The organism is Vibrio sp. McD22-P3 (assembly GCF_021568915.1).
Lineage (GTDB): Bacteria > Pseudomonadota > Gammaproteobacteria > Enterobacterales > Vibrionaceae > Vibrio > Vibrio mediterranei.
In genome coordinates this window covers 86,762-108,125 of record NZ_JAKGTN010000009.1, presented here as the reverse complement: position 1 = coordinate 108,125, position 21,364 = coordinate 86,762, and the positions used below count along the sequence as shown (strand labels likewise).

16 protein-coding genes and 1 other RNA gene are annotated in these 21,364 nt (G+C 45.0%); 9 read left to right on the top strand and 8 right to left on the bottom strand.

The features are described from left to right. Window positions 1-25: 25 nt before the first annotated feature. The 3 genes from L2W36_RS12310 to L2W36_RS12300 all read right to left on the bottom strand — a co-directional run bounded on the left by L2W36_RS12310 (window position 26) and on the right by L2W36_RS12300 (window position 5,808). Entirely contained in the window at window positions 26-3,412 is a 3,387-nt protein-coding gene (locus L2W36_RS12310; RefSeq protein ID WP_236110176.1) for a response regulator, read from the bottom strand. A gap of 233 nt (window positions 3,413-3,645) precedes the next feature. After that, window positions 3,646-4,668, bottom strand: a complete 1,023-nt coding sequence (rsmC, locus tag L2W36_RS12305) for a 16S rRNA (guanine(1207)-N(2))-methyltransferase RsmC (protein WP_236110175.1) — start codon at window positions 4,666-4,668, stop codon at window positions 3,646-3,648. 66 nt (window positions 4,669-4,734) lie between these two features. After that, window positions 4,735-5,808: an AI-2E family transporter gene (locus tag L2W36_RS12300; RefSeq protein ID WP_006072681.1), complete on the bottom strand. Its 1,074-nt coding sequence runs from the start codon at window positions 5,806-5,808 to the stop codon at window positions 4,735-4,737. 170 nt (window positions 5,809-5,978) lie between these two features. Between L2W36_RS12300 and L2W36_RS27320 the strand changes: the two genes are divergently transcribed. After that, on the top strand, window positions 5,979-6,101 hold the full coding sequence (locus L2W36_RS27320) for a hypothetical protein (protein ID WP_261359919.1): 123 nt from the start codon (window positions 5,979-5,981) through the stop codon (window positions 6,099-6,101). Window positions 6,102-6,146: 45 nt separating this feature from the next. On the opposite strand, the gene hemL is transcribed toward L2W36_RS27320, so the two are convergent. Beyond that, window positions 6,147-7,439 carry a glutamate-1-semialdehyde 2,1-aminomutase gene (hemL, locus tag L2W36_RS12295; protein ID WP_236110174.1) on the bottom strand — a complete coding sequence of 431 codons (1,293 nt, stop codon included), beginning with the start codon at window positions 7,437-7,439 and terminating at the stop codon, window positions 6,147-6,149. A 303-nt stretch (window positions 7,440-7,742) separates the two neighbouring features. Between hemL and erpA the strand changes: the two genes are divergently transcribed. The 5 genes from erpA to ilvN all read left to right on the top strand — a co-directional run bounded on the left by erpA (window position 7,743) and on the right by ilvN (window position 15,268). Continuing rightward, window positions 7,743-8,084, top strand: a complete 342-nt coding sequence (gene erpA / locus L2W36_RS12290) for an iron-sulfur cluster insertion protein ErpA (protein WP_006072684.1) — start codon at window positions 7,743-7,745, stop codon at window positions 8,082-8,084. Window positions 8,085-8,336: 252 nt separating this feature from the next. Next, entirely contained in the window at window positions 8,337-9,452 is a 1,116-nt protein-coding gene (locus tag L2W36_RS12285) for an efflux RND transporter periplasmic adaptor subunit (protein ID WP_236110173.1), read from the top strand. 9 nt (window positions 9,453-9,461) lie between these two features. Next, window positions 9,462-12,611, top strand: a complete 3,150-nt coding sequence (locus tag L2W36_RS12280) for an efflux RND transporter permease subunit (protein WP_236110172.1) — start codon at window positions 9,462-9,464, stop codon at window positions 12,609-12,611. A gap of 424 nt (window positions 12,612-13,035) precedes the next feature. Then, the gene (locus tag L2W36_RS12275) at window positions 13,036-14,772 is read left to right on the top strand and encodes an acetolactate synthase 3 large subunit (RefSeq protein WP_038224002.1); all 1,737 of its coding nucleotides are present in this window, start codon (window positions 13,036-13,038) and stop codon (window positions 14,770-14,772) included. Between the two features lies 1 nt (window position 14,773). Further along, window positions 14,774-15,268, top strand: coding sequence for an acetolactate synthase small subunit (gene ilvN / locus L2W36_RS12270; RefSeq protein ID WP_006072691.1), 495 nt, complete (start codon window positions 14,774-14,776; stop codon window positions 15,266-15,268). 67 nt (window positions 15,269-15,335) lie between these two features. On the opposite strand, the gene L2W36_RS12265 is transcribed toward ilvN, so the two are convergent. From L2W36_RS12265 to L2W36_RS12250, 4 genes are read right to left on the bottom strand one after another with little or no spacing between them, the layout of a single operon-like run. Beyond that, window positions 15,336-16,034, bottom strand: a complete 699-nt coding sequence (locus L2W36_RS12265) for a BON domain-containing protein (protein ID WP_171392134.1) — start codon at window positions 16,032-16,034, stop codon at window positions 15,336-15,338. 10 nt (window positions 16,035-16,044) lie between these two features. Then, complete coding sequence (locus tag L2W36_RS12260; protein WP_006072694.1) at window positions 16,045-16,635, bottom strand: phosphoheptose isomerase; 591 nt, start codon at window positions 16,633-16,635, stop codon at window positions 16,045-16,047. Between the two features lie 2 nt (window positions 16,636-16,637). Then, window positions 16,638-17,027 carry a YraN family protein gene (locus L2W36_RS12255; protein WP_038224001.1) on the bottom strand — a complete coding sequence of 130 codons (390 nt, stop codon included), beginning with the start codon at window positions 17,025-17,027 and terminating at the stop codon, window positions 16,638-16,640. Beyond that, entirely contained in the window at window positions 16,990-18,894 is a 1,905-nt protein-coding gene (locus L2W36_RS12250; protein ID WP_236110171.1) for a penicillin-binding protein activator, read from the bottom strand. The genes L2W36_RS12255 and L2W36_RS12250 overlap by 38 nt, the downstream gene beginning before the upstream one ends. Before the next feature lie 62 nt (window positions 18,895-18,956). Here L2W36_RS12250 and rsmI point away from each other — a divergent pair, with 62 nt between their 5' ends. The 3 genes from rsmI to rsmH all read left to right on the top strand — a co-directional run bounded on the left by rsmI (window position 18,957) and on the right by rsmH (window position 21,361). After that, window positions 18,957-19,820: a 16S rRNA (cytidine(1402)-2'-O)-methyltransferase gene (gene rsmI / locus L2W36_RS12245; RefSeq protein ID WP_006072698.1), complete on the top strand. Its 864-nt coding sequence runs from the start codon at window positions 18,957-18,959 to the stop codon at window positions 19,818-19,820. Between the two features lie 30 nt (window positions 19,821-19,850). Continuing rightward, an RNA gene (gene rnpB / locus L2W36_RS12240) (RNase P RNA component class A) lies at window positions 19,851-20,257 on the top strand. Window positions 20,258-20,410: 153 nt separating this feature from the next. Continuing rightward, window positions 20,411-21,361 (top strand): 16S rRNA (cytosine(1402)-N(4))-methyltransferase RsmH, encoded by a 951-nt coding sequence (gene rsmH / locus L2W36_RS12235; protein ID WP_006072702.1) that lies wholly within the window; start codon window positions 20,411-20,413, stop codon window positions 21,359-21,361. The last annotated feature ends 3 nt before the right edge of the window (window positions 21,362-21,364 follow it).

The window sequence follows — 21,364 nt, the reverse complement described above, 5'->3', positions numbered from 1 at the left end:
CGCTGAGTTAGTGATTTGCTCTAGTCTAATTGGTCAGCAACTTTTGCAGCTTGTCGCGCAGAGCAATAATATGGTCACGCTCTGGGCTTTGACGGTGACAATGGTCGAGTATGTATTCTACTGAGCTGAGTACTGTGCGCCAACGAGGTGTTTTAGGTAAAGTCTCTACGCGCAAATACTTATCCAATGTGCGCGTTTGCAAGGTACTGCGGTCCAAGTAAACACGCCACAAGCCACTTTGTTCAGCAAAGGCAAATTTGCTTTGTCCGGTAACACTTTCCCAATACTCCAGCGCATTGGTCATGGTATCTACCAATAACTCGCGCATCAATTCAGGACGAGACTTCTCTTCATCGACGGCTTTATCCGCTAATTGAGTAAATTCTCCGCCCAGCTCTTTGAGTTCCAGCAGTTTCGCCTTATCACCTTCAATCGCATATCGAGATAACGCATCAATAGCGGTTTCTAGGTTCTTCACGCGCGTTTGATCTAGGGACTGCCCTTGTTCGAATATGTAAATGCTCTTTAACCCCGAACCTTCAGGTAAGGTGAGAATATCGGTGTTTATATGTTGGCGTACATCATCGACAAAAATATCGATATCGCCGCAATAATGCTCCTGAGACAAGTGAATAAATTTAGGCGCAATTAGCTCTTCAACATTGGAGCGTTTGAGCTGTTCAACACTGCGTTTAAACATACGTCCGGCACTTTGGTTAGCAAACTGTACCTTGAGGTCTTCTCGGATGCATAGAATCGCTTCCGGCGCACTATCGAGTTGCTCGATCAAACGCCCTTGTGTTTCTAACAAACTTGCTTCAACCAACGCACGTTGCTTGATTTCATACTTGAGAAGTTGATTTTCGGCGCGTCTCTCTTCAGCTTTGCTTGCTTGAAGGTGAGCGGCGATACGTGCCGCTAGCTCCGGCTTACTGAACGGTTTTGCAAGGTAGTCATTGGCACCGAGCTCAAAACCACGAACTCTGTCTTCTGATTGATTCAAAGCAGTGAGCATAATGATAGGCAGCGCGGCATGATCGTATTGTTCACGAATGGTTTCACACACTTCAAAGCCACTCATTCCAGGCATCATAATATCGAGTAGCAGTAAGTCTGGTTTTTCATGCTCAATGATATCCAGTGTTTCTAAGCCATCTTTGGCCAATTTCACTTGATAGCCTTCTAGTCTTAAAAAGCTCTCTAGGATACGTAAATTCACTGGCTCATCATCCGCGACAAGCAACACTGGTCCATCAGGATTCTCTGGAAGGACTTCCTCTTCTTCGAGATTGATCTCAGTTGGCTCGGCGATATGAAAGTGACTATTTTGTCCTAATTGAGACATATGCTCTATTTCTTCCTGTGTCGCTAAAGGAAGGGTGAAGCTGAACGTGGTGCCAACATGAGGCTGACTACTGACATAAAGAGAACCGCCCATTAACTCAATAAGCTGTCGACTTATCGATAAGCCAAGCCCTGCACCTTGGCGGTAATGACCTGAATCATGGCCTGCTTGAACCAACGGCTCGAAAATATGTTCAAGCTGTTGAGCAGGAATCCCTTGGCCGGTATCCACAACTTGCACTCGAATATGATCATCCATGGCGGTGGCCGATAATACGATCTTACCTTCATTGGTGTATTTGATGGCATTGCCTACAAGGTTATAAAGTACCTGTTCTAAGCGCTGTGGGTCGGCTGAGACATAAGGCAATGGTTCGAGGACTTGATTGATAATTCGAATCTTCTTTTCACCAAGCAAGTGATGTGACAGCTCCAAGACCAGCTGTGTTGCACCGGTTAAGCTGATAGCAGAACGTTCAATATCTAAGTTGCCGTAACGCATCTTGTGATAATCGAGAAGATCGTCCACCAATCCAGCAAGGCGCTGGCCACTGTTAACAATGATATCAAGCTGATACTTATGGTTGGCGCCAATTGGTCCATTGGCACCAGAGATCATTGCCTCTGCAATCCCAATCATGCCGTGAAGTGGAGTGCGAAGTTCGTGAGAAGTGGTTGCAAGGAATTCATCTTTCAGCTTGTTTGCTAGCTGTAATTCTTCATTTTGCTTTTTAATCGTGACTAGATTCTGTTCTAGCTCTTGGTTCTGACTCTTAATGAGCTCGATCTTCTCTTTTATTGAGCGCCTCATACGCTCGAAACTCAGAGCCAATCGGCCAATCTCATCTTTACGGTCTGCGCTAATAATCGAAGGTTCTAAGTCTCCACCAGAGGCTCTTTCGGCTGCCCAAGTAAGCTTAAGCAGTGGAGAAGTAATGAAGTTAGAAAGGTAGTGTGAAGCAATGACAACCAGTACAATCGCGGTCAGCATTGCAATAACAAACAGTTTTTCTAGTTGCTTAACGCTAGCAAAAGCGATGGCCTCTGGTGTTTCGGCAACCAGTGCCCAATTGGTTTCATTGAGTTGAATAGGAGTGAATGCCGCAAAGTAGTCTTCGCCTTTGGCATTGGTGTAGCTACCCACCATGGTGAGACCCGATAAGGCTTGTGAGATAACTTCGTTGCTGTTGTCTATGGTGTCTTGTTCAAGCCCAAGTATCTTGGCGGCATGGTCACTACCGACCAGCAGCAGCTTAATATCATCTGGTTTGCCGTCAGTGATGAGTTTAGTGATTCCTTTGATGGGAAGCCTGAACATGGCATAACTGTGAAGATAACCTTGCTGGATAATCGGTGCACCAAGCCAAGCGTACTGTTGGTCATCTTGTAGGGCAAAATCGGAAATAACAACCGGGGTGTACTCTTCGTTTTCTTTGCGCTTGTGAGTGACTTCAGATTTCAAACGATCAAAGGTTTCGCCAAGGATCTGAGTTGAAAACTCGCCCGTTTCTAAATTTGTGCCGTAATAGCGATTTTTATAGACGGAGTAGGTGACGTTGCCTGCAAGATCAACCAGTATGATGTCATCAAAATCTGAGCGTTTCAGGTGCTCCATAAACGCCCTATGATAGCGCTTGTGTAGAAGACGGTAGCGCTCACTTCCTACATAACTACTAGAGTCTGGAAGGATTGCGGTTTTTACTTGATTGCCTGAACCTTGAATATAGCGTTCTTGCGCATGTTCTCTTGCTTGTTCTATATCGTCACCGAGGCGCTGAAACGCGTTTACCAGTCCATAGAATCGTCCACCACTGGCATAAGCGAGTTCTGAACGTACGAATCCCATGACTTCAGACTCTTGAGCTTGAAAGTAGTTGATCAACTGCTGTTTTTTAGTATCTCTTATCGATACCAGATGAGAGGTACTTTGATCTTTTAGATCCTGACTGTGTGCGTTGAGAAAGAATAGCGCGATGACCGTCAAGGGTGTAATGCTGAGCACCAAAAAAGCCATCATCAAGGTGTTTTGCAGTCGTTTGAATTTCTGTTTTCGATACAACTTGAACATATTTATCGCTTAGCTCTCGGTATGACGAATTAAGAAAGAGTTAACCTTAGCAATTTAATGACTTTTTTTTCTTTGACAAGTAAGTTGGCGATAAACCGTGTTGAGTAACACAAAAATAACGTATGCAATCAGCTTTGTGGTGTAAGAAAGGGCCTAATGAAGCGAGTTATTTAAATGAATTCAATTGGTTGGTGAAAGGGTTGAGAATACCAACCAATTGGATTCTTTATGACTTATTTTGTTGCGTGATAGATAGCAAACTTACGATTTTTATCGACAGTGTGACAGTGACCAAATTGCTGCTCAATAATAGGGGGGTATTTGAGGAAGCTATTGGCGACAATCATTAACTGCCCTTTGCTATTCATATAGTTAGGTGCGTCAGACAATAAGGTTTCTGTTGCTGAATAACTGGTATCTAAACCAGCGTGAAACGGTGGATTACTGATAATAAAGTCGAGTCCTGGGGTGACATCGGAGTAGACGTCTGACGCAAATACCTGCCCTTCTAAATTATTCGCTAATAGAGTTTGCTTGCTTGATTCAATGGCAAATGCATTGATATCACACATATTGAGTTCAATATCGTTATATTTTAGCCCCATGTAAGCGCCAATAACACCGGCACCACAACCAAAGTCGAGCACTTTACCTTTCAGTTCAGGTAGGTTGTTCAGGAGCAACTGACTACCACCATCAAATTCACCGTGACTGAAGACGCCTGGCAGGCTTTTAACTGTGATGGGTAATCCATTGAGCTCTACGTGGTAGCTTTTAAACCAGTTTTCAAGCTCAAATGACTCAGGCGCTGATTGACACATGCCCCAGTAAAAAGAGCAACGTCGAGCTGAGTCATATTTGTTCATTAGTCCGTAAGGCTTGAACATTTTTTCGATGCTCTTTACACCAGAGCGATTTTCACCGACAACAGCAATTTCAGTGTCGTTGCCAAGTTTTGCTAGTGCCATTTCCAGTAGCATTTGCGCTTCGGCTTTCGCTTTTGGCCAGTAGAGTAAAATCATATCGGCATCAATGTCACTCGGTAATGAAGCGCCGAACAACGTCGTGATTTTACTTGAAGAGCTTAACATGCGGTAGGTGATGTAATTACTGGTAAATACTGTCACCTTGTCGCAATGTTTACTAAGCTCGATAGGGAACTGATCTTCTATTTCGCCGATGACCAATACACGCTTTTGTGCGAAGTATTCGAGTTGCCTTTCCGCGATTTGACTAGGTGCGATGTAGGTTGCCATGACGAGTTATCTCTGGAAGTAAAAAGGGAGGGGATTCTCTCACAAAGCCCTCCCTGAAAAAAGTGTCTAGCTGTTATCTTGTCCGTCTAAGAAGTCTTTAAATTCTTCTTCGTACATATTGAACAGAACCATAGTGATGGCAAAGATAAGAGGGCCGTAAATCAATCCAATTAAGCCAAATAGATGAATACCCCCTAAGAGAGAGAAGAATATCATCAGAGTATTCATACCCGCACTGCCTTGCATTAGCAGCGGGCGCAGCACGTTATCAATAGAGCCGACGACAGCGATGCTCCAGACAGCTAAGAACAAGCCCCATGTGGTATCGCCGGTAATGAGCAAGTAAGCGGTAGCTGGTATCCATATAAGTGCGGTACCTACAACAGGAATAAAGGACGCAAAGCCCATCATTGTGCCCCAAAACAGTCCAGGGAACCCTGCCATCCACATACCAAACCCACCTGCGGCACCTTGAGCTATCGCGGTCAAGAATGATCCCATGACCGCTGATTTCGACACTTTTTCAATCTCATTTAATAGGCGATCTTCTTGACTGCGCGAGAACGGCAGAATATGGCGAATCGCAGCGATGATTTTGTCGTGGTCACGCAATAGGAAAAACAGAACAAACAACATCAAGAAGAAGTTCATCAGGAAGTTTGTTGCGTCACCAAGAATTTTTGCACTAGTCGCAACTAAATTCGAACCTAGCGAAGTCGCAAATTCAGCCGCTTTCTGAGCAATATCTTGTGCGTTAATTGCGTCAAAAGGTAGGTAGTCATTGATAAAAGACAACCCTTTCTTTACCCAAGGGTGGGCGATAACCTCTTGAATACCACCGCCAGTGACCCATTGATACATGTTTTGAGAGAACACGGAACCCTGTTGAACGATAGCACTAAACACCAAAAGTAGAGGCATAACGATAATAAACGTCAATACAATACATGAGAGCAAGGCGACGACGTTCTTGTGCTTCGGCATTTTGCTCTCAATCCACTCATGAATTGGGAACATCAACAGAGAAAGGATGAACGCCATAACAATGGAGTTCATATAGGGTTCAACTAATAAATAACAAGCAAACGCTGCAAACAGAAGGGCAAGGATCAGTACCCAGTGGCTAGCAGTCACATTCATTTTATTTTTCACAACGTTTCCTCAGACCTTCTTAAAGAAGGGGTAATGACTTTATGACAAACACCTACAGACGAGGCGTTTTTACTTAGTTATAGTGGTCATATAATGGACGCAAAATGTTGATCGATCAACGTTAATTACTTTTCATTCATTGGCTTTACGGAGGGGATATGGGGTGTTGTAGCGACGACAAGAAGTGTCAATCGAATAAGCGTCAAAAGCGTGCTATTCCTTGGTTTTCTCTGACCATTGCAGTGCTCATTATTCTGGCGCTGTTTAATTGGCAGGCATAAAAAAGGGCTGATTAATCAGCCCTTAAGATATTTTTCAATGCTTGCTTATGCTTCGCTAGCAATGATGGCGAAACAGCGATCAGCTGCTTCTAATGTCGCATCGATTTCTTTAGAGCCGTGTGCCAACGATGTGAAGCTGGCTTCAAATGCTGATGGGGCTAGGTAAACACCGTGGTCTAGCATTAAGTGGAAGAAGCGTTTGAAACGTTCAACATCACACTTAGCAACCTCTTCATAGCAAGTTATAGTTTCTTGCTCAGTGAAGAAGAAGCCGAACATGCCACCTACTTGGTTCACGACTAGTGGTACACCGTGTTTGTCAGCGAGTTGCTTAAAGCCATCAGCAAGTTGTTTAGTCTTGTTCGCTAGGCGTTTTTCATTGCCTTCTTCAGAAAGTAGCGTCAAACAAGCGTAACCAGCCGCCATCGCAATTGGGTTGCCTGATAGCGTACCTGCTTGATAAACAGGACCTGTCGGTGCAATGTATTGCATCACTTCTTTACGACCACCGAAAGCACCAACTGGCATACCACCACCAATGATTTTACCTAGCGTGGTTAGGTCTGGTTTAATGTTGTAATGTGCCTGTGCGCCACCTTGAGCAACACGGAAACCTGTCATTACTTCATCAAAAATAAGTAGAGCACCTTCCTCATCGCAAACTTGACGTAGACCTTCATGGAAACCCTCCACTGGCGGAATACAGTTCATATTGCCCGCAACAGGCTCAACGATAATACAAGCGATTTCGCCTTTGTTTGCTTCAAACAGAGCCTTAACAGAATCTAGATCGTTGAAACGTGCCGTCAGTGTATATTTAGCAAAGTCAGCTGGTACACCTGGAGAGCTTGGTTGTCCAAGTGTTAGTGCACCGGAACCTGCTTTAACCAATAGACTATCAGCATGACCGTGGTAGCAACCTTCAAATTTAAGAATTTTGTCACGACCAGTGTAGCCACGCGCTAGACGAATCGCACTCATGGTTGCTTCTGTACCAGAACTAACCATGCGCAGTTGTTCCATTGATGGCACCAACTTGCGAACTAATTCCGCCATGTTGATTTCCATTTCAGTTGGTGCACCGAAACTTAATCCACGTTGTGCTGCATCTATCACAGCATCACGAATTGCAGCGTGGTTGTGGCCTAGAATCATAGGACCCCATGAACCTACGTAATCAATGTACGCTTTACCATCAGCATCAAAAATCAATGGACCATCGGCACGTTCGATAAAAATAGGTGAACCACCTACGCCGTTGAAGGCACGAACCGGAGAATTAACACCGCCCGGGATGGTCTGTTGCGCTTTTTCATACAGCTCAGCTGATTTGGTCATGGAAAGTTCCTCTTTGCTTGTTCGGACCAAGTTGAGCAGCATTGTACATCTCCGCACAGATTCTAGTAGTGTTTTGAGCACATTTTCGTAAATTAGCGTTTGAATCTGCTGTAAAGCTAATTTGCTTTTGCGTAATACTTGAACGAAGCAGTCAGGTATTAGATAATCTGGTGCAATAACTTTAAAAATTATATGGAAGGTCTGGTGAGCAACTGGGCCGTCGTTTTTCATCGCAGGGGATATCTGCCCATCATTAGGTTGTGGTAGGGTGTTATTTGCGATTGAGTAGCAAGAGAGGTTCCCGTGAGTGATGTAGCTATTCCTTTAGATTTTTCAGATGCCGCGGCAACGCGTGTACAGACCCTAATTGCAGAAGAAGAAAACCCACAGCTTAAGCTTCGCGTTTATATTACGGGTGGCGGTTGTAGTGGATTCCAATATGGCTTTACGTTTGATGAGAACGTGAACGAAGGTGACACGACTATTGAGAAATGTGGTGTAACTCTAGTGGTTGATCCAATGAGCCTGCAGTATTTAGTTGGTGGTGTGGTTGATTATACTGAGGGACTAGAAGGTTCTCGTTTCTTCGTGAATAACCCAAATGCGACCACAACCTGTGGCTGTGGCGCATCTTTTAGCGTATAGCAAATAAAAAGGCGAACCATGTGTTCGCCTTTTTTGATCTCGCTTTTAACATTGTGAAAAATTCCCCATTAAGAGCAGATTAGGAGAGAAGTTTAGTTGTCTATTTCTCTAGGCTGAGTAAAGTAGTTCAGTCATCACATTAAACATAGGATGTCGTTTAATGTTTGATTGCTAATAATTTTTTAGAACTAGTTGCCTTAGAGCAACGTATCTAACCGTTAGCGTCAAAAACACAATTATAAGGAAATGATTATGCCAATCAGTCAATCTGGCAGTTTTTTTTCGAAACGTCCTTGGCTTATTTCTCTGCTCTGTATCTTTATACTTAGTGTGTGGTTAGGTTTAGGTGTGTTAAAAGCTGAAGAAAATCAATCTACCGCACCTTCCGATGACCCTGCGCCTTTAGCTCGTGTTGTTTATCAAACCTTTAATGCTCAACAAGTCGAGAAGAAAATCGATCTCTACGGCCGAACAGCGCCAGATCGTACCGCGAAATTGGGTGCTGAGATTGCAGGTAAGATCACTAAACTGAATGTACGAAAAGGTGACTCAGTTAAAGCAGGTCAGTCAATCGCTCAAATCGATCTCGGTGATTTGCAGATACGCTTAGAGCGTGCTCAAGCGATGCTAAATGTCAGACAGCAAGAATTCAATGCCTCTAAATCTTTAAAAAGCAAAGGACTTCAAGGAGAGGTAGCTTACTCAACCGCTGCCGCAAATTTAACTGAAGCGAAAGCTATGGTGAGTGCGGCGAAATTGGCATTACGCAATACATCAGTCAAAGCTCCATTTACCGGTATTGTCGACCATCTATATATCGAACTTGGTGATTTTGTTTCGGTTGGTGACCCTGTGGCGACGCTGATTGATTTAGAAACGTTGATCATCGAAGCGGATGTTAGCGAGAGACATATTCAGCAATTGGTCACTAGCCAGCCATCGCAAATCCGCTTTATTAACGGTGATGAAGTGACTGGAAAGTTGCGCTATATCTCTCGAGTTTCTTCCGAATCGACGAATACTTTCCCGATTGAAATCGAAGTACCAAATCCTAATCAACGTATTCCGGCTGGTATCAGTGCTGAGGTTGAACTTGCGTTAGATGAGCAATTAGCGATTAAGATTACGCCTGCAATGCTGGCGCTAGATGAAAGTGGCAACCTAGGGGTGAAAACTCTCAAGGAAAATCGAGTCGCCTTTATACCGATTCAGCTTGTTAAAGCTGAGCAAGATGGCGTTTGGCTGACCGGACTGGGCAAGCAAGTTGACATTATTGTGCTCGGACAGGGGTTTGTTCGTGATGGCGACAACGTTGAAGCCATCAGTGTTGACCAAGCCAATCAAATTGCCCAGCAGCAAGAGCAATAAGGAGCTGCTATGTTTGCATTAATTGATGCGGCGCTGTCTCGCTCCAGAACCATGTTGAGTTTACTGGTTCTAATTTTGATTGCTGGTATTGCGACTTATAACTCGATACCAAAAGAGTCGAGCCCCGACATTACCATTCCAATCATTTATGTTTCTGTTAGCCACCAAGGTATTTCTCCTACTGACAGTGAACGATTGTTAGTCCGTCCCCTTGAAAAAGAGATGCGCTCCGTAGAGGGAGTGAAAGAGATGACGGCGACGGCTTCAGAAGGGCATGGCTCAGTGACGTTGGAATTTAACGTCGGTGTCGATCTAGCCAAAGCAATGGCCGATGTCAGAGATGCGGTAGATTTAGCGAAGCCTAAGCTACCTGATGGCAGTGATGAGCCGACGGTAAACGAAGTAACCCTTGCCTCTGAGCAACCTGTGTTATCAGTCGTTCTTTACGGTACTGTTCCAGAGCGCACAATTGTTCAACTCGCTCGCCAATTGCGGGATAAGTTGGAGAGCTATAGGCAGATCCTTGAAGTGGATATCGCGGGTGACCGTGAAGACATCGTTGAAATCGTTGTCGATCCATTGTTGATGGAAAGCTATGGCTTAGATCAGGGCGATATCTACAATTTAATCGCATTGAACAATAAGGTGGTGGCTGCGGGTTTTGTCGATACTGGATATGGACGTTTTTCCGTTAAAGTTCCTTCCGTATTTGATAGCTTGAAAGATGTATTAGAGCTACCGGTTAAGGTCGATGGCAAACAGGTGATTACTTTTGGTGATGTGGCGACAGTGCGCCGCGCATTTAGGGATCCTGACAGCTTTGCTCGTTTAGATGGTCGCTCGGCAGTGGTACTCGATGTCAAAAAGCGCTCGGGTGAGAACATTATTGAAACGGTAGATCTCGTTAAAGAGGTATTACGCCAAGCGCAAATGCTACCGGAGTGGCCAAATAACCTTTTGGTGAAATTCACCAAAGATGAATCGAAAGACGTAAAGATCATGCTTAATGATCTCCAAAACAATATTCTTTCGGCCATCATTTTAGTAGTGATCGTCATTATTGCTATTCTTGGTGTACGCACGGCCTTGTTGGTAGGGATATCAATTCCCGGCTCTTTCCTAACGGGCTTATTGGTGCTCTCAGTATTTGGTTTAACGGTCAATATTATCGTGCTGTTCTCACTAATCATGGCTGTGGGGATGCTGGTTGATGGGGCCATTGTTGTAACGGAGTTTGCTGACCGTCGAATGCAAGAGGGTACCCCTCGTAAACAAGCTTATCGTGACGCGGCAAGGCGAATGGCTTGGCCAATTACAGCCTCAACGGCCACTACGCTAGCAGCTTTTGCGCCGCTATTATTCTGGCCGGACACCACCGGCGAATTTATGAAATTCCTACCGTTGACTCTTATCGCAACCCTCACTGCATCGCTTGTCATGGCACTGTTGTTTGTACCTGTGATCGGTGGTTTGATTGGCAAGCCTCAGTATGTTTCACAGAAGCGCCAGCAACAGATGATTGCGTTACATAACGGTGAATTTGATCAAGCAACCGGTATCACTAAGCTCTATTACCACACACTAGATATTGCCATCGGTCACCCATTGAAAATACTGTTGTTGGCGATTTTGATGGCGATAGGGGTCGGGTTCGCCTACAACAAAGCGGGTCTAGGTGCCGAGTTCTTCCCTGAGGTAGATCCTCCTTACTTCAATGTAAAAGTGCGTTCTCACGGTGACTTATCGATCAAGGAGAAAGATGAAGTGATGAGAGTGGTGGAACAGGTAATGTTTAACCACAAAGAATTTGAGAGCGTCTATACCAAAACCGGTGGTAAGGATGAAATTGGTACGATTCAGATCACTCCGGTTGATTGGCAAGATCGTCGCCGTGTGAATGTTATTATCGAAGACCTAAAGCAGACCACGGATCAGTTTGCTGGTGTCGAAATCGAGTACAAATTCCCAGATGCTGGACCGCCTGTTGAACACGATCTAGAAATTGAGCTCTCAGCGCGTTTCCCAGAAAAGCTCGATGAAGCCGCTAAAATGATACGTCGCTGGGCTGATGGTAACTCTAAGCTGACCAATATCAGTGATACCTCGAATAAGCCGGGTATTGATTGGCAAATTGATATCAGTCGCGATGATGCATCACGGTTTGCTGCAGATGCGACTTTGGTTGGAAATACGGTACAGTTTGTCACTAATGGATTGAAAATTGGCGACTATTTGCCTGACGACTCGACGGAGGAGGTGGATATTCTCGTTCGATTCCCAAGTGACAAACGAGATATTGGCCGATTTGATGAGCTCCGTATCAAAACCCCAGCGGGATTGGTGCCTATTACCAACTTTGCAGAGATAACCCCTCAGCCTAAACAAGATACGATCAACCGTTTAGATGGCGTTCGTATTATTAGTGTTAAGGCTGATATGGCTGAAGGGTATAACCTCGCGGTCGAACTGCCAGGGTTTCAGCAGCAACTGAGTAATATCGATTTACCAGCCGGTATCGATTATAGAATTCGTGGTCAAAACGAAGAACAGAAGAACTCATCTGAATTCCTGCAAAGTGCGTTTTTGGTTGCATTAGCGGTGATGGCATTGATTCTGATAACTCAGTTTAATAGTTTCTATCAAGCCTTCCTTATCTTAAGTGCCGTTATATTCTCGACAGTGGGGGTATTTGCAGGTCTGCTTATTTTCCAGCGACCATTTGGCATTATCATGTCGGGAATTGGGGTTATCGCTTTAGCTGGGATCGTCGTGAACAATAACATCGTGCTTATCGACACATATAACCAACTGCTAAAACGAGGATTAGACAAGCGAGATGCCATATTGAGAACCGGAGTGCAGCGTTTGCGTCCCGTCTTATTGACTACAGTAACGACCATACTTGGCCTTATGCCAATGGTGCTGGAGATGAATGTCGACATCATTAACCAAAAAATAGAGTTTGGGGCTCCGAGCACTCAGTGGTGGTCGCAGTTAGCAACAGCTATCGCTGGTGGTTTGGCATTCGCGACAGTATTGACATTAGTATTAACTCCTTGTTTGTTAATGTTGGGCAAGCGAGAGGAGAAGCAATCTAAACCATCCATTTTCAAGCGTTGGCGCTTTAGTAAGAGAAAGCCTCCAGCAAAAGCGGCTTAAAAACATAGAGCCTTCAAATTTGAAAGCCTCCTTTGGGAGGCTTTTGTTATTTCTGCGGATAGCTTTGTTGCGAATTATCCAACTCAACGATAGGTTTGCGCGGTTTTTGGGGCTATTTGAAAGAATTTAATACTGAATTTTCATTGATGTCCTTGTTGATCGTTTGGCTGGTGGTTGAAGCTTGTAACAAATGTTTGCAAAACGACTCATAAAAAGTGGAGTGTGTTTTTTGAGAACTTGATAGGGTTAGATCTTGTGCTAAGAAAGAGTTAAAGTTGTTGCGTAAACGAATGGCTTGTTATGACAAGCTAGGCGTGACATAGCCGAAAGTGAGTAATTTCGATTTAGGCTACGAATAAGACCTAACTATGTAATGCCAGCTCAGCAATAACCAAATTGCTGCGATAACTGGTAAGGAGACAATATGGCAGATTCAACCCCAGAAATGCTATCTGGTGCAGAGATGATCGTACAATCTTTGATTGACGAAGGTGTTCAACAAATCTTTGGCTACCCAGGTGGTTCCGTTCTCGATATCTACGATGCGCTGCATGAAAAGCGCGAAAACATTCAACACGTACTCGTTCGTCACGAACAAGCTGCGACTCATATGGCTGATGGCTACGCACGTGCAACCGGTAAACCTGGTGTTGTATTAGTGTGTTCTGGTCCTGGTGCAACTAATACGATTACTGGTATTGCAACCGCATACATGGACTCTATCCCTATGGTTGTTATCTCTGGTAACGTACCAAATAACCTGATTGGTAATGACGCATTCCAAGAATGTGACATGGTGGGTGTATCACGTCCTGTGGTCAAACACAGCTTTCTAGTACAACGTGCAGAAGATGTACCCGAAACATTAAAGAAAGCGTTCTATATCGCCTCTTCTGGTCGTCCAGGTCCAGTTGTTGTTGATGTTCCAAAAGATGTTATGAATCCGCAAATTAAGTTTCCTTACGAGTATCCGGAAACGATTAAGATGCGTTCTTACAACCCGACAATGACGGGCCATAAAGGACAAATCAAAAAAGCACTAAAAGCGATTCTAGAAGCGAAGAAACCAGTGCTTTATGTCGGTGGTGGTGCGGTAATGTCAGAAGCCGACCAGCATATTATTAAGCTAGCTGAAACGCTTAACTTACCTGTTATTAGTACTTTGATGGGGCTAGGCGCGTTCCCTGGTACTCACAAAAATGCACTAGGTATGCTGGGTATGCACGGCACCTACGAAGCGAACTTGGCAATGCATAATGCTGATCTGATTTTTGGTGTAGGTGTACGTTTTGACGATCGTACAACTAACAACCTTGATAAGTACTGCCCTAATGCCAAAGTGGTTCACATCGATATCGATCCATCGTCGATTTCTAAAAACGTTCGTGCTGACCTGCCGATTGTTGGCTCTGCAGATGTGGTGCTTGAGACCATGCTTAGATTGCTTGTGGAGCAAGGCGGAACGAATGATGAAGCTGCGCTTAATGCTTGGTGGGATGACATTGCAGGATGGCGAGCGCGCAACTGCTTAGGTTATGAGACCTCAGAAGAACGTATTAAACCACAACAAGTTATTGAAGTGTTGCACAAACTGACTGGCGGTGATGCGTATGTCGCGTCAGATGTTGGCCAGCACCAAATGTTTGCAGCGCTTTATTACCCATTCAACAAACCTCGTCGTTGGATCAACTCTGGTGGTTTAGGAACCATGGGCTTTGGCTTCCCAGCAGCCATGGGCGTGAAATTTGCGCATCCCGATGAGGAAGTGGTGTGTGTCACCGGTGACGGCAGTATTCAGATGAATATTCAAGAGCTGTCGACGGCGATGCAATATGATGTGCCAATTAAGATCATTAACCTAAATAACCGTTTCTTAGGAATGGTAAAACAGTGGCAAGACATGATTTATCAAGGTCGTCACTCAAACTCATATATGGACTCTGTTCCAGACTTTGCTGCGATTGCAGAAGCTTACGGCCATGTAGGGATTCGAATCTCTAACCCAAGCGAGCTTGAGTCTGGTTTGAAGAAAGCGCTAGAAATGAAAGATCGCTTAGTATTTGTCGACATCAATGTTGACGAAACAGAACATGTTTACCCAATGCAAATTAAAGGGGAAGGCATGGATAAGATGTGGCTAAGCAAAACGGAGAGAACATAATATGAGACATATCATTTCACTACTAATGGAAAACCAACCGGGTGCACTTTCTCGAGTGGTAGGTTTGTTCTCTCAACGTGGTTATAACATCGAGTCACTCAACGTATCACCAACAGATGATGAAACCCTATCTCGTCTTAATATCACGACTGAGTCAGACGAAATGGAACTTGAACAGATTCAAAAGCAGCTCCACAAACTTATTGATGTTCTAAAGGTTCAAGAAGTAACTGAATTTGACCATATTGAGCGTGAGCTGATGATGGTGAAAGTAAAAGCCAGTGGTTTCGCTCGTGCGGAAGTAAAGCGTACTGCAGATATTTTCCGTGGTCAGATTGTTGATGTGACGGCTTCTCAGTATACCGTGCAACTCGCGGGCACCGCAGAGAAGTTGGATGCTTTTGTTTCAGCACTTTCTGAAGTGACTGATGTGGTGGAAGTTGCTCGAAGTGGTATCGTAGGTATTGCCCGTGGTGAGCGAGCACTTAAGCCATAGAGAGTTAAAGACGCACCACAGATATTAAAAAAGCGAGCATTAAGCTCGCTTTTTACGTTTAAGGACTTTAACCTTCTATTTCATGAAAAGGTGCAGGCTCTTCAATGATTGGTCTCATTTCTTCTTCAGGTTCGGCATTTTTAACCGGAGCTTCTGGCTGTTTTGTTTCTTCAACTGGAGCCTCGGTATTGAGTTTGTCTTGCTGCTCACTAAATTGGAAAGCGCGAATAACTTGGTTTACCCCAGAGACGTTACGAGCGATTTCAGTGGCAACATCTGCATGCTCTTTAGAAACGTAACCGAGTAAGAACACTTCTTTGTCTTCAGTGATGACTTTAACTTTTACACCGTTAAGGCGCTCATCGGTCAGCAACGCTGACTTCACTTTTGTCGTTAACCAACTGTCATTACTGACACTAGTGAAGCTGATCGGATCTTTAATTCGAATTTGGTTATAAACTCGTTTAACGCCTTTTAAGCCTTTAACTTGCGCTTCAAGTTGGTTGCTTAGTGCTTGGGTCTTAGCTTGTCCCATCAGAACCACGGTACCGCGTTGAGAACTTGCAACCACACGTACTTGGCCTACGTAGGGGGCTTTATTGCTCATCCCCGCAACTTCGGATTCTAATGAGTTATCGTTCCAAATCTCTTTTGTGGTTCGAGTATCAGTCACTAAATTGACAGTGGTTGCTGCGCCAGCGACAAACAAGCCCGCACATCCAGACAACATGATGCTAACCAATAGCAAAGTCAGAACTTTGTACATCTTCATGGTATTACTCTTCGTGGGAAGGGAATAGAACTTGGTCAATAAGATCGCATAAGCAATGCAGAGTTACCATATGCACCTCATGAATGCGTGCGGTTCTGTGAGATGGGATACGGATTTCCACATCATTCTCACCCAGCAGACCTGCCATTTCGCCACCGTCCTTACCAGTAAAGGCGATGATGGTCATATCTCTAGTTACTGCGGCTTCCATAGCTTTGATGACGTTTTTACTGTTACCACTGGTGGAAATCGCAAGCAGTATATCTCCAGCTTGACCAAAGGCGCGTACTTGCTTGGCAAAGATATCTTCGAAGTTATAGTCGTTTGCTACTGCGGTCATTGTGGTGCTATCGGCAGTTAGAGTCATAGCAGGTAAGCTGGGACGTTCAGTTTCGAAGCGATTCAGTAAACAAGAGACAAATTGTTGGGCGTTGGAAGCTGAGCCGCCATTACCACAGCAAAGAATTCTGTGACCGTTGAGTAGTGTTGCTACCATGGCTTGTGCAGCGTGGGTAATAACGTCAGGAAGCGCTTCTGCAGCCGCAATTTGAATTTGAATACTTTCAGTGAAACTTTCTTTAATGCTATCGCGCATGGTTATCCTTGAGTGATCGCGTTCTTTATCCAGTTAATGTCATTGCCTTGCTGATGAATGGCAACGACATCGAATCGAAAATCAGTATCGTAAGGCGATAAGCCGTTTTGCAGCAACCAAAGGGTGGCGGCTTTTTGAAGCTTTCGTGCTTTAGAGGGCGTCACCATCTCTTGAGCTAAGCCATACTGAGTGCTTTGACGATACTTTACCTCGACAAAGACAAGAGTGGAACCGTCTTGCATGATGAGGTCCAACTCACCGCATTTAGCGGTGTAATTCTCCGCTAAGGCTACCAGGCCTTGTCGACCTAGATAGTCCTTAGCGAGAATTTCGTAGTTTTTGCCAACCGCTCTTTTATTGGCTGATCGGTTGTTCCACGGTAGCAGTGCCATCCGTACCTTCTTCCGTGTTAGGCGCTTGTGTCTCAGAAGCTTCCGTTACTTGAGTCGGCTTTTGACCATATACACCCCACGAAATTTGGCGCTGTACAACACAGTCAGAATCAACGCTCAATGTGCCAGTTTGGCCATCTACAGAATAACCTTGAACGGCTTTTAACTGCGGTAACTCTTTAGTTAATGAGTAAGCATCCATTCCCAATGCTTGCAGACGTTTCTCTGCATTCGAGCTCTTCGGCCAGAACTTGGTCATTTGTGCGTCAAGCTGAGGATCTTGGTCAATCAGCAGAGGGATATCACTGTAGACTACGCCAGTGAGATCCTCGTATTGACGTTTACTAGTGTGGCTGTGTGAATCAGCAAACAATTGAGGTTGCTTCGCATCTGGGTTAATCGCCACTTCAATAAACGGTTTGATCAACGTCAGATCTGCACTGTTAGCAACGATGTAAACAGAGTCAATATCGCGGCGGCTACGTGGTTGATTCTCTAGCTTCATGCCTGTCAACGCTTCCATCTGGGCAATGCGTTGCTGACTTTGCTGAAGACCGAATACATTATTGATGGTTTTTTGCAGCTGAGCGCGATTTCCATATTGTGCAATAGCCACTTTGTTGTCACTGACTTTCGCCCACTCTTCTTCAAATGCTTTCACTACGCGGTCACCGAGGTTGCCTCTTGGTGCTAGGACCAGAGGATACTCATAGTTACCTTCAGAAAGATGAGCGGCGGCTTGCGCTACTTCTTGCTCTGGGGAAAGCGTTAGGTAACACATCATTTGTGATGGTTCTAACTCGCTAGGAATATTGAGTGCAAGTGCTGGAATTGGCGTTTCAGATTGTTTTTGTGCTTGTTGCAGCTTCTCAACGTTTTCTTTGATAAGTGGACCAACAATGAAGTCCACTTCATTGGCAATTAGTTGTGCTTTGATATCTGCTGGAGCCGTTTCATTAGTATCGATAACGGTAAAAATTGCCTCTGGGTCGCGTTGCTCATCGTCCATCATTGCCATCATAAACCCATCACGAACCAGCTGCGCTTGTTTCGCATATTTGCCCGTTAATGGAAGCAGCAGTGCAGTGCTGTGAGGCGTCGTGATCTCTAAACTTAAAATGTCTAAGATACTTTGTGGGGTGTATTCAGCAGCGGGATGGTCCGGGTTCTCGGCCAACCAGTTCTTTAAGGTATTTTGTAGCTGTGGAAGGCTACCACCTAGTGCTTTCATATAAGTTGCAAGCTGTAACCAGCCATCAAGAACTTCTTCTTTAGGTTCTGCGATTAGGGTTGAGAGCTGCTCAGCAGAATACTGGTTGAGGTTATTCCAAATCTCATCATTGATGCCTTGCTGCTCTTCGCGTGGTGCGAAACCTGACATGGCAATCAACTCTCGGCTCGCTTCAAAGTAGCGGCCTAATTGAGCCAGACTTTGCGCTCTTAACTCGTAGTAGCGTTGCCATTGCTGTTGGGCAAGAGGCCATTCCGCTGGGAAGTTCAGTTGTAGATACGCATCCTGTGCATTGCCTTGCGCTAGGTTAAGCTCGGCACGAGCTAACTGCCATTCTGCTTGCTGAATAACGGTTAGGTTTTGTTTGGCTAGACGATTAGAAAGTCGCTTAGCTTGTTCGTAGTTGCCTTCTTGAATCGATGCTTTGAACGCTAGAATTAGCCATTCATTAGCAAAACCACCTTGATCGGCATCGGCACGCATTAAGTACGTTTCAGAAGATGCGGTTGGAGCAAGGGTGATATCAACACTCGTTGGGGCGCTTGGCTGAGTAGAACAAGCGGCAATGGACAAAGCCAATGCAATTGGAGTCAGTAGGCGTGTTACACTATTTCTCTTTGGGTTCATCATTGCCATGAGCTCTTTAATCACTATTCGTGTAAAATCATTATATTAATCGTTGAAGTGCTGGTAAACAAATGACAAGCAACAAAACCACTTATATTGAGCAACCAACGCTCTTTATTGTACCGACTCCTATTGGAAATCTCGGTGATATCACACAAAGAGCGCTCGATGTCTTAAACAGCGTCGATATTATTGCTGCTGAAGATACTCGTCATACGGGTAAACTTTTATCGCACTTCAATATTCAAACTAGGACATTTGCGCTCCATGATCACAATGAGCAGCAAAAAGCACAAGTTTTAGTCGATAAATTGTTAGCGGGCGAATCCATCGCATTGGTTTCAGATGCGGGTACGCCACTGATCAGCGATCCAGGGTACCATTTAGTGTCTCAATGTCGTCAAGCGGGCGTTAAAGTTGTGCCATTACCTGGTGCGTGTGCCGTAATAACTGCCTTGAGCGCCTCAGGTCTACCATCTGATCGATTTAGCTTTGAAGGTTTCTTGCCTGCAAAAAGCAAAGGTCGTAAAGACAAGTTTATGGAAATCGCTAAGGCAGAGCGTACCTGTATTTTCTATGAGTCACCACATCGAATCACTGAGTCGTTGGCAGATATGCTTGAAGTTCTTGGTCCGGAGCGTGAAGTTGTATTGGCACGTGAGCTGACAAAGACTTACGAAACCATACAGGGCCTGCCATTAGGTGAATTGGTTGAATGGATTGAAGAAGACGAAAACCGCAAGCGCGGTGAGATGGTTTTATTGATTCATGGATACCGCGAACCCGTGACGGACACGCTACCAGACGAGGCGACTCGAACCTTAGCGATCTTAGTTAAAGAGCTGCCATTGAAAAAAGCTGCGGCAGCGACGGCAGAGATTTATAACCTGAAAAAGAACGCATTATACAAATGGGGTTTAGAAAACCTTGAGTAATTGCTCGCGCTCCGCTACAATCCGCGCCCTGAAGTTGACTGGATAGTCGCTGCTTCGTTGACGTCCCCTTGAGCTTGTCTTGGGGGAGACTGACGGAGGGGAGGAACGTCCGGGCTCCACAGAGCAGGGTGCCAGGTAACGCCTGGGGGGCGTGAGCCCACGACAAGTGCAGCAGAGAGAAGACCGCCGATGGCTCCATTTCTTCGGAAGGAGCACAGGTAAGGGTGAAAGGGTGCGGTAAGAGCGCACCGGACGACTGGTAACAGTTCGTTGCAAGGTAAACTCCACCCGGAGCAAGACCAAATAGGCTTCCACATTGCGTTGCTCGCGTATGGAGGCGGGTAGGTTGCTCGAGCCAGTGAGCGATTGCTGGCCTAGACGAATGGCTATCACCGCTTCGGCGGATACAGAACCCGGCGTACAGGTCAACTTCACCTATTATAAAAAAACCCATTACAAATTGATTTTGTGATGGGTTTTTTGCTTTTTTATCACCTATCTTTACGTTAGGCTGAACTTAACCAGATGACGTTACTGAAGGAAATCAGTACACTTGTCTACTTTGCCTTTAGCAACTCTCGAGATCACCAATGAGCGAATCATTCCAACACATTTCGGTACTACTTCATGAATCTATCGATGGCTTAGCCATTAAACCTGACGGTATCTATATCGATGGGACGTTTGGACGTGGTGGTCACAGTCGTCAAATTCTTTCACAATTGGGTGAAAATGGTCGCCTTTATAGTATTGACCGAGATCCTCAAGCGATTGAAGAAGCGGGTAAAATCGATGACCCACGATTCACCATTATTCACGGCCCGTTTTCTGGTATGGCAGAATATGCGGAACGCTATGATTTAGTTGGTAAAGTTGACGGTGTATTGCTGGACTTAGGTGTCTCTTCACCACAATTGGATGATGCGGAACGTGGTTTTAGCTTTATGAAAGATGGCCCACTGGATATGCGCATGGACCCAACATCAGGCATGCCGGTTTCTGAGTGGTTGGCTCAGGCTGAGCTAGATGATATCACTTGGGTTATTCGTGAATTTGGTGAAGATAAGCACGCTCGTCGAATCGCTAAAGCGATTGTTGCTCATCGTGAAGATGAAGAGAAAGAGCCACTTACTCGCACAGGCCAACTAGCGAAGTTAATTTCTGACGCGGCACCAAAAAGCTTCAAAGAGAAGAAGCACCCAGCGACACGTTCATTCCAAGCGTTTCGTATCTATATCAACAGTGAACTTGAAGAGATCGATACTGCTCTAAAAGGAGCGGCAAGCATTCTAGCACCAGAAGGTCGTTTATCTGTAATCAGTTTCCACTCGTTGGAAGATCGCATGGTAAAGCGTTTTATGCGTAAAGAAAGTAGAGGCCCTCAAGTGCCTCACGGTATTCCGATGACGGAAGATCAAATTCGTGCCTTGGGGAGTGCAAATCTAAAAACAATTGGTAAAGCACTTAAACCATCGGATCAAGAAGTTGAAATGAACACGCGATCACGCAGCTCTGTACTTCGAGTTGCAGAAAAACTGTAGCGG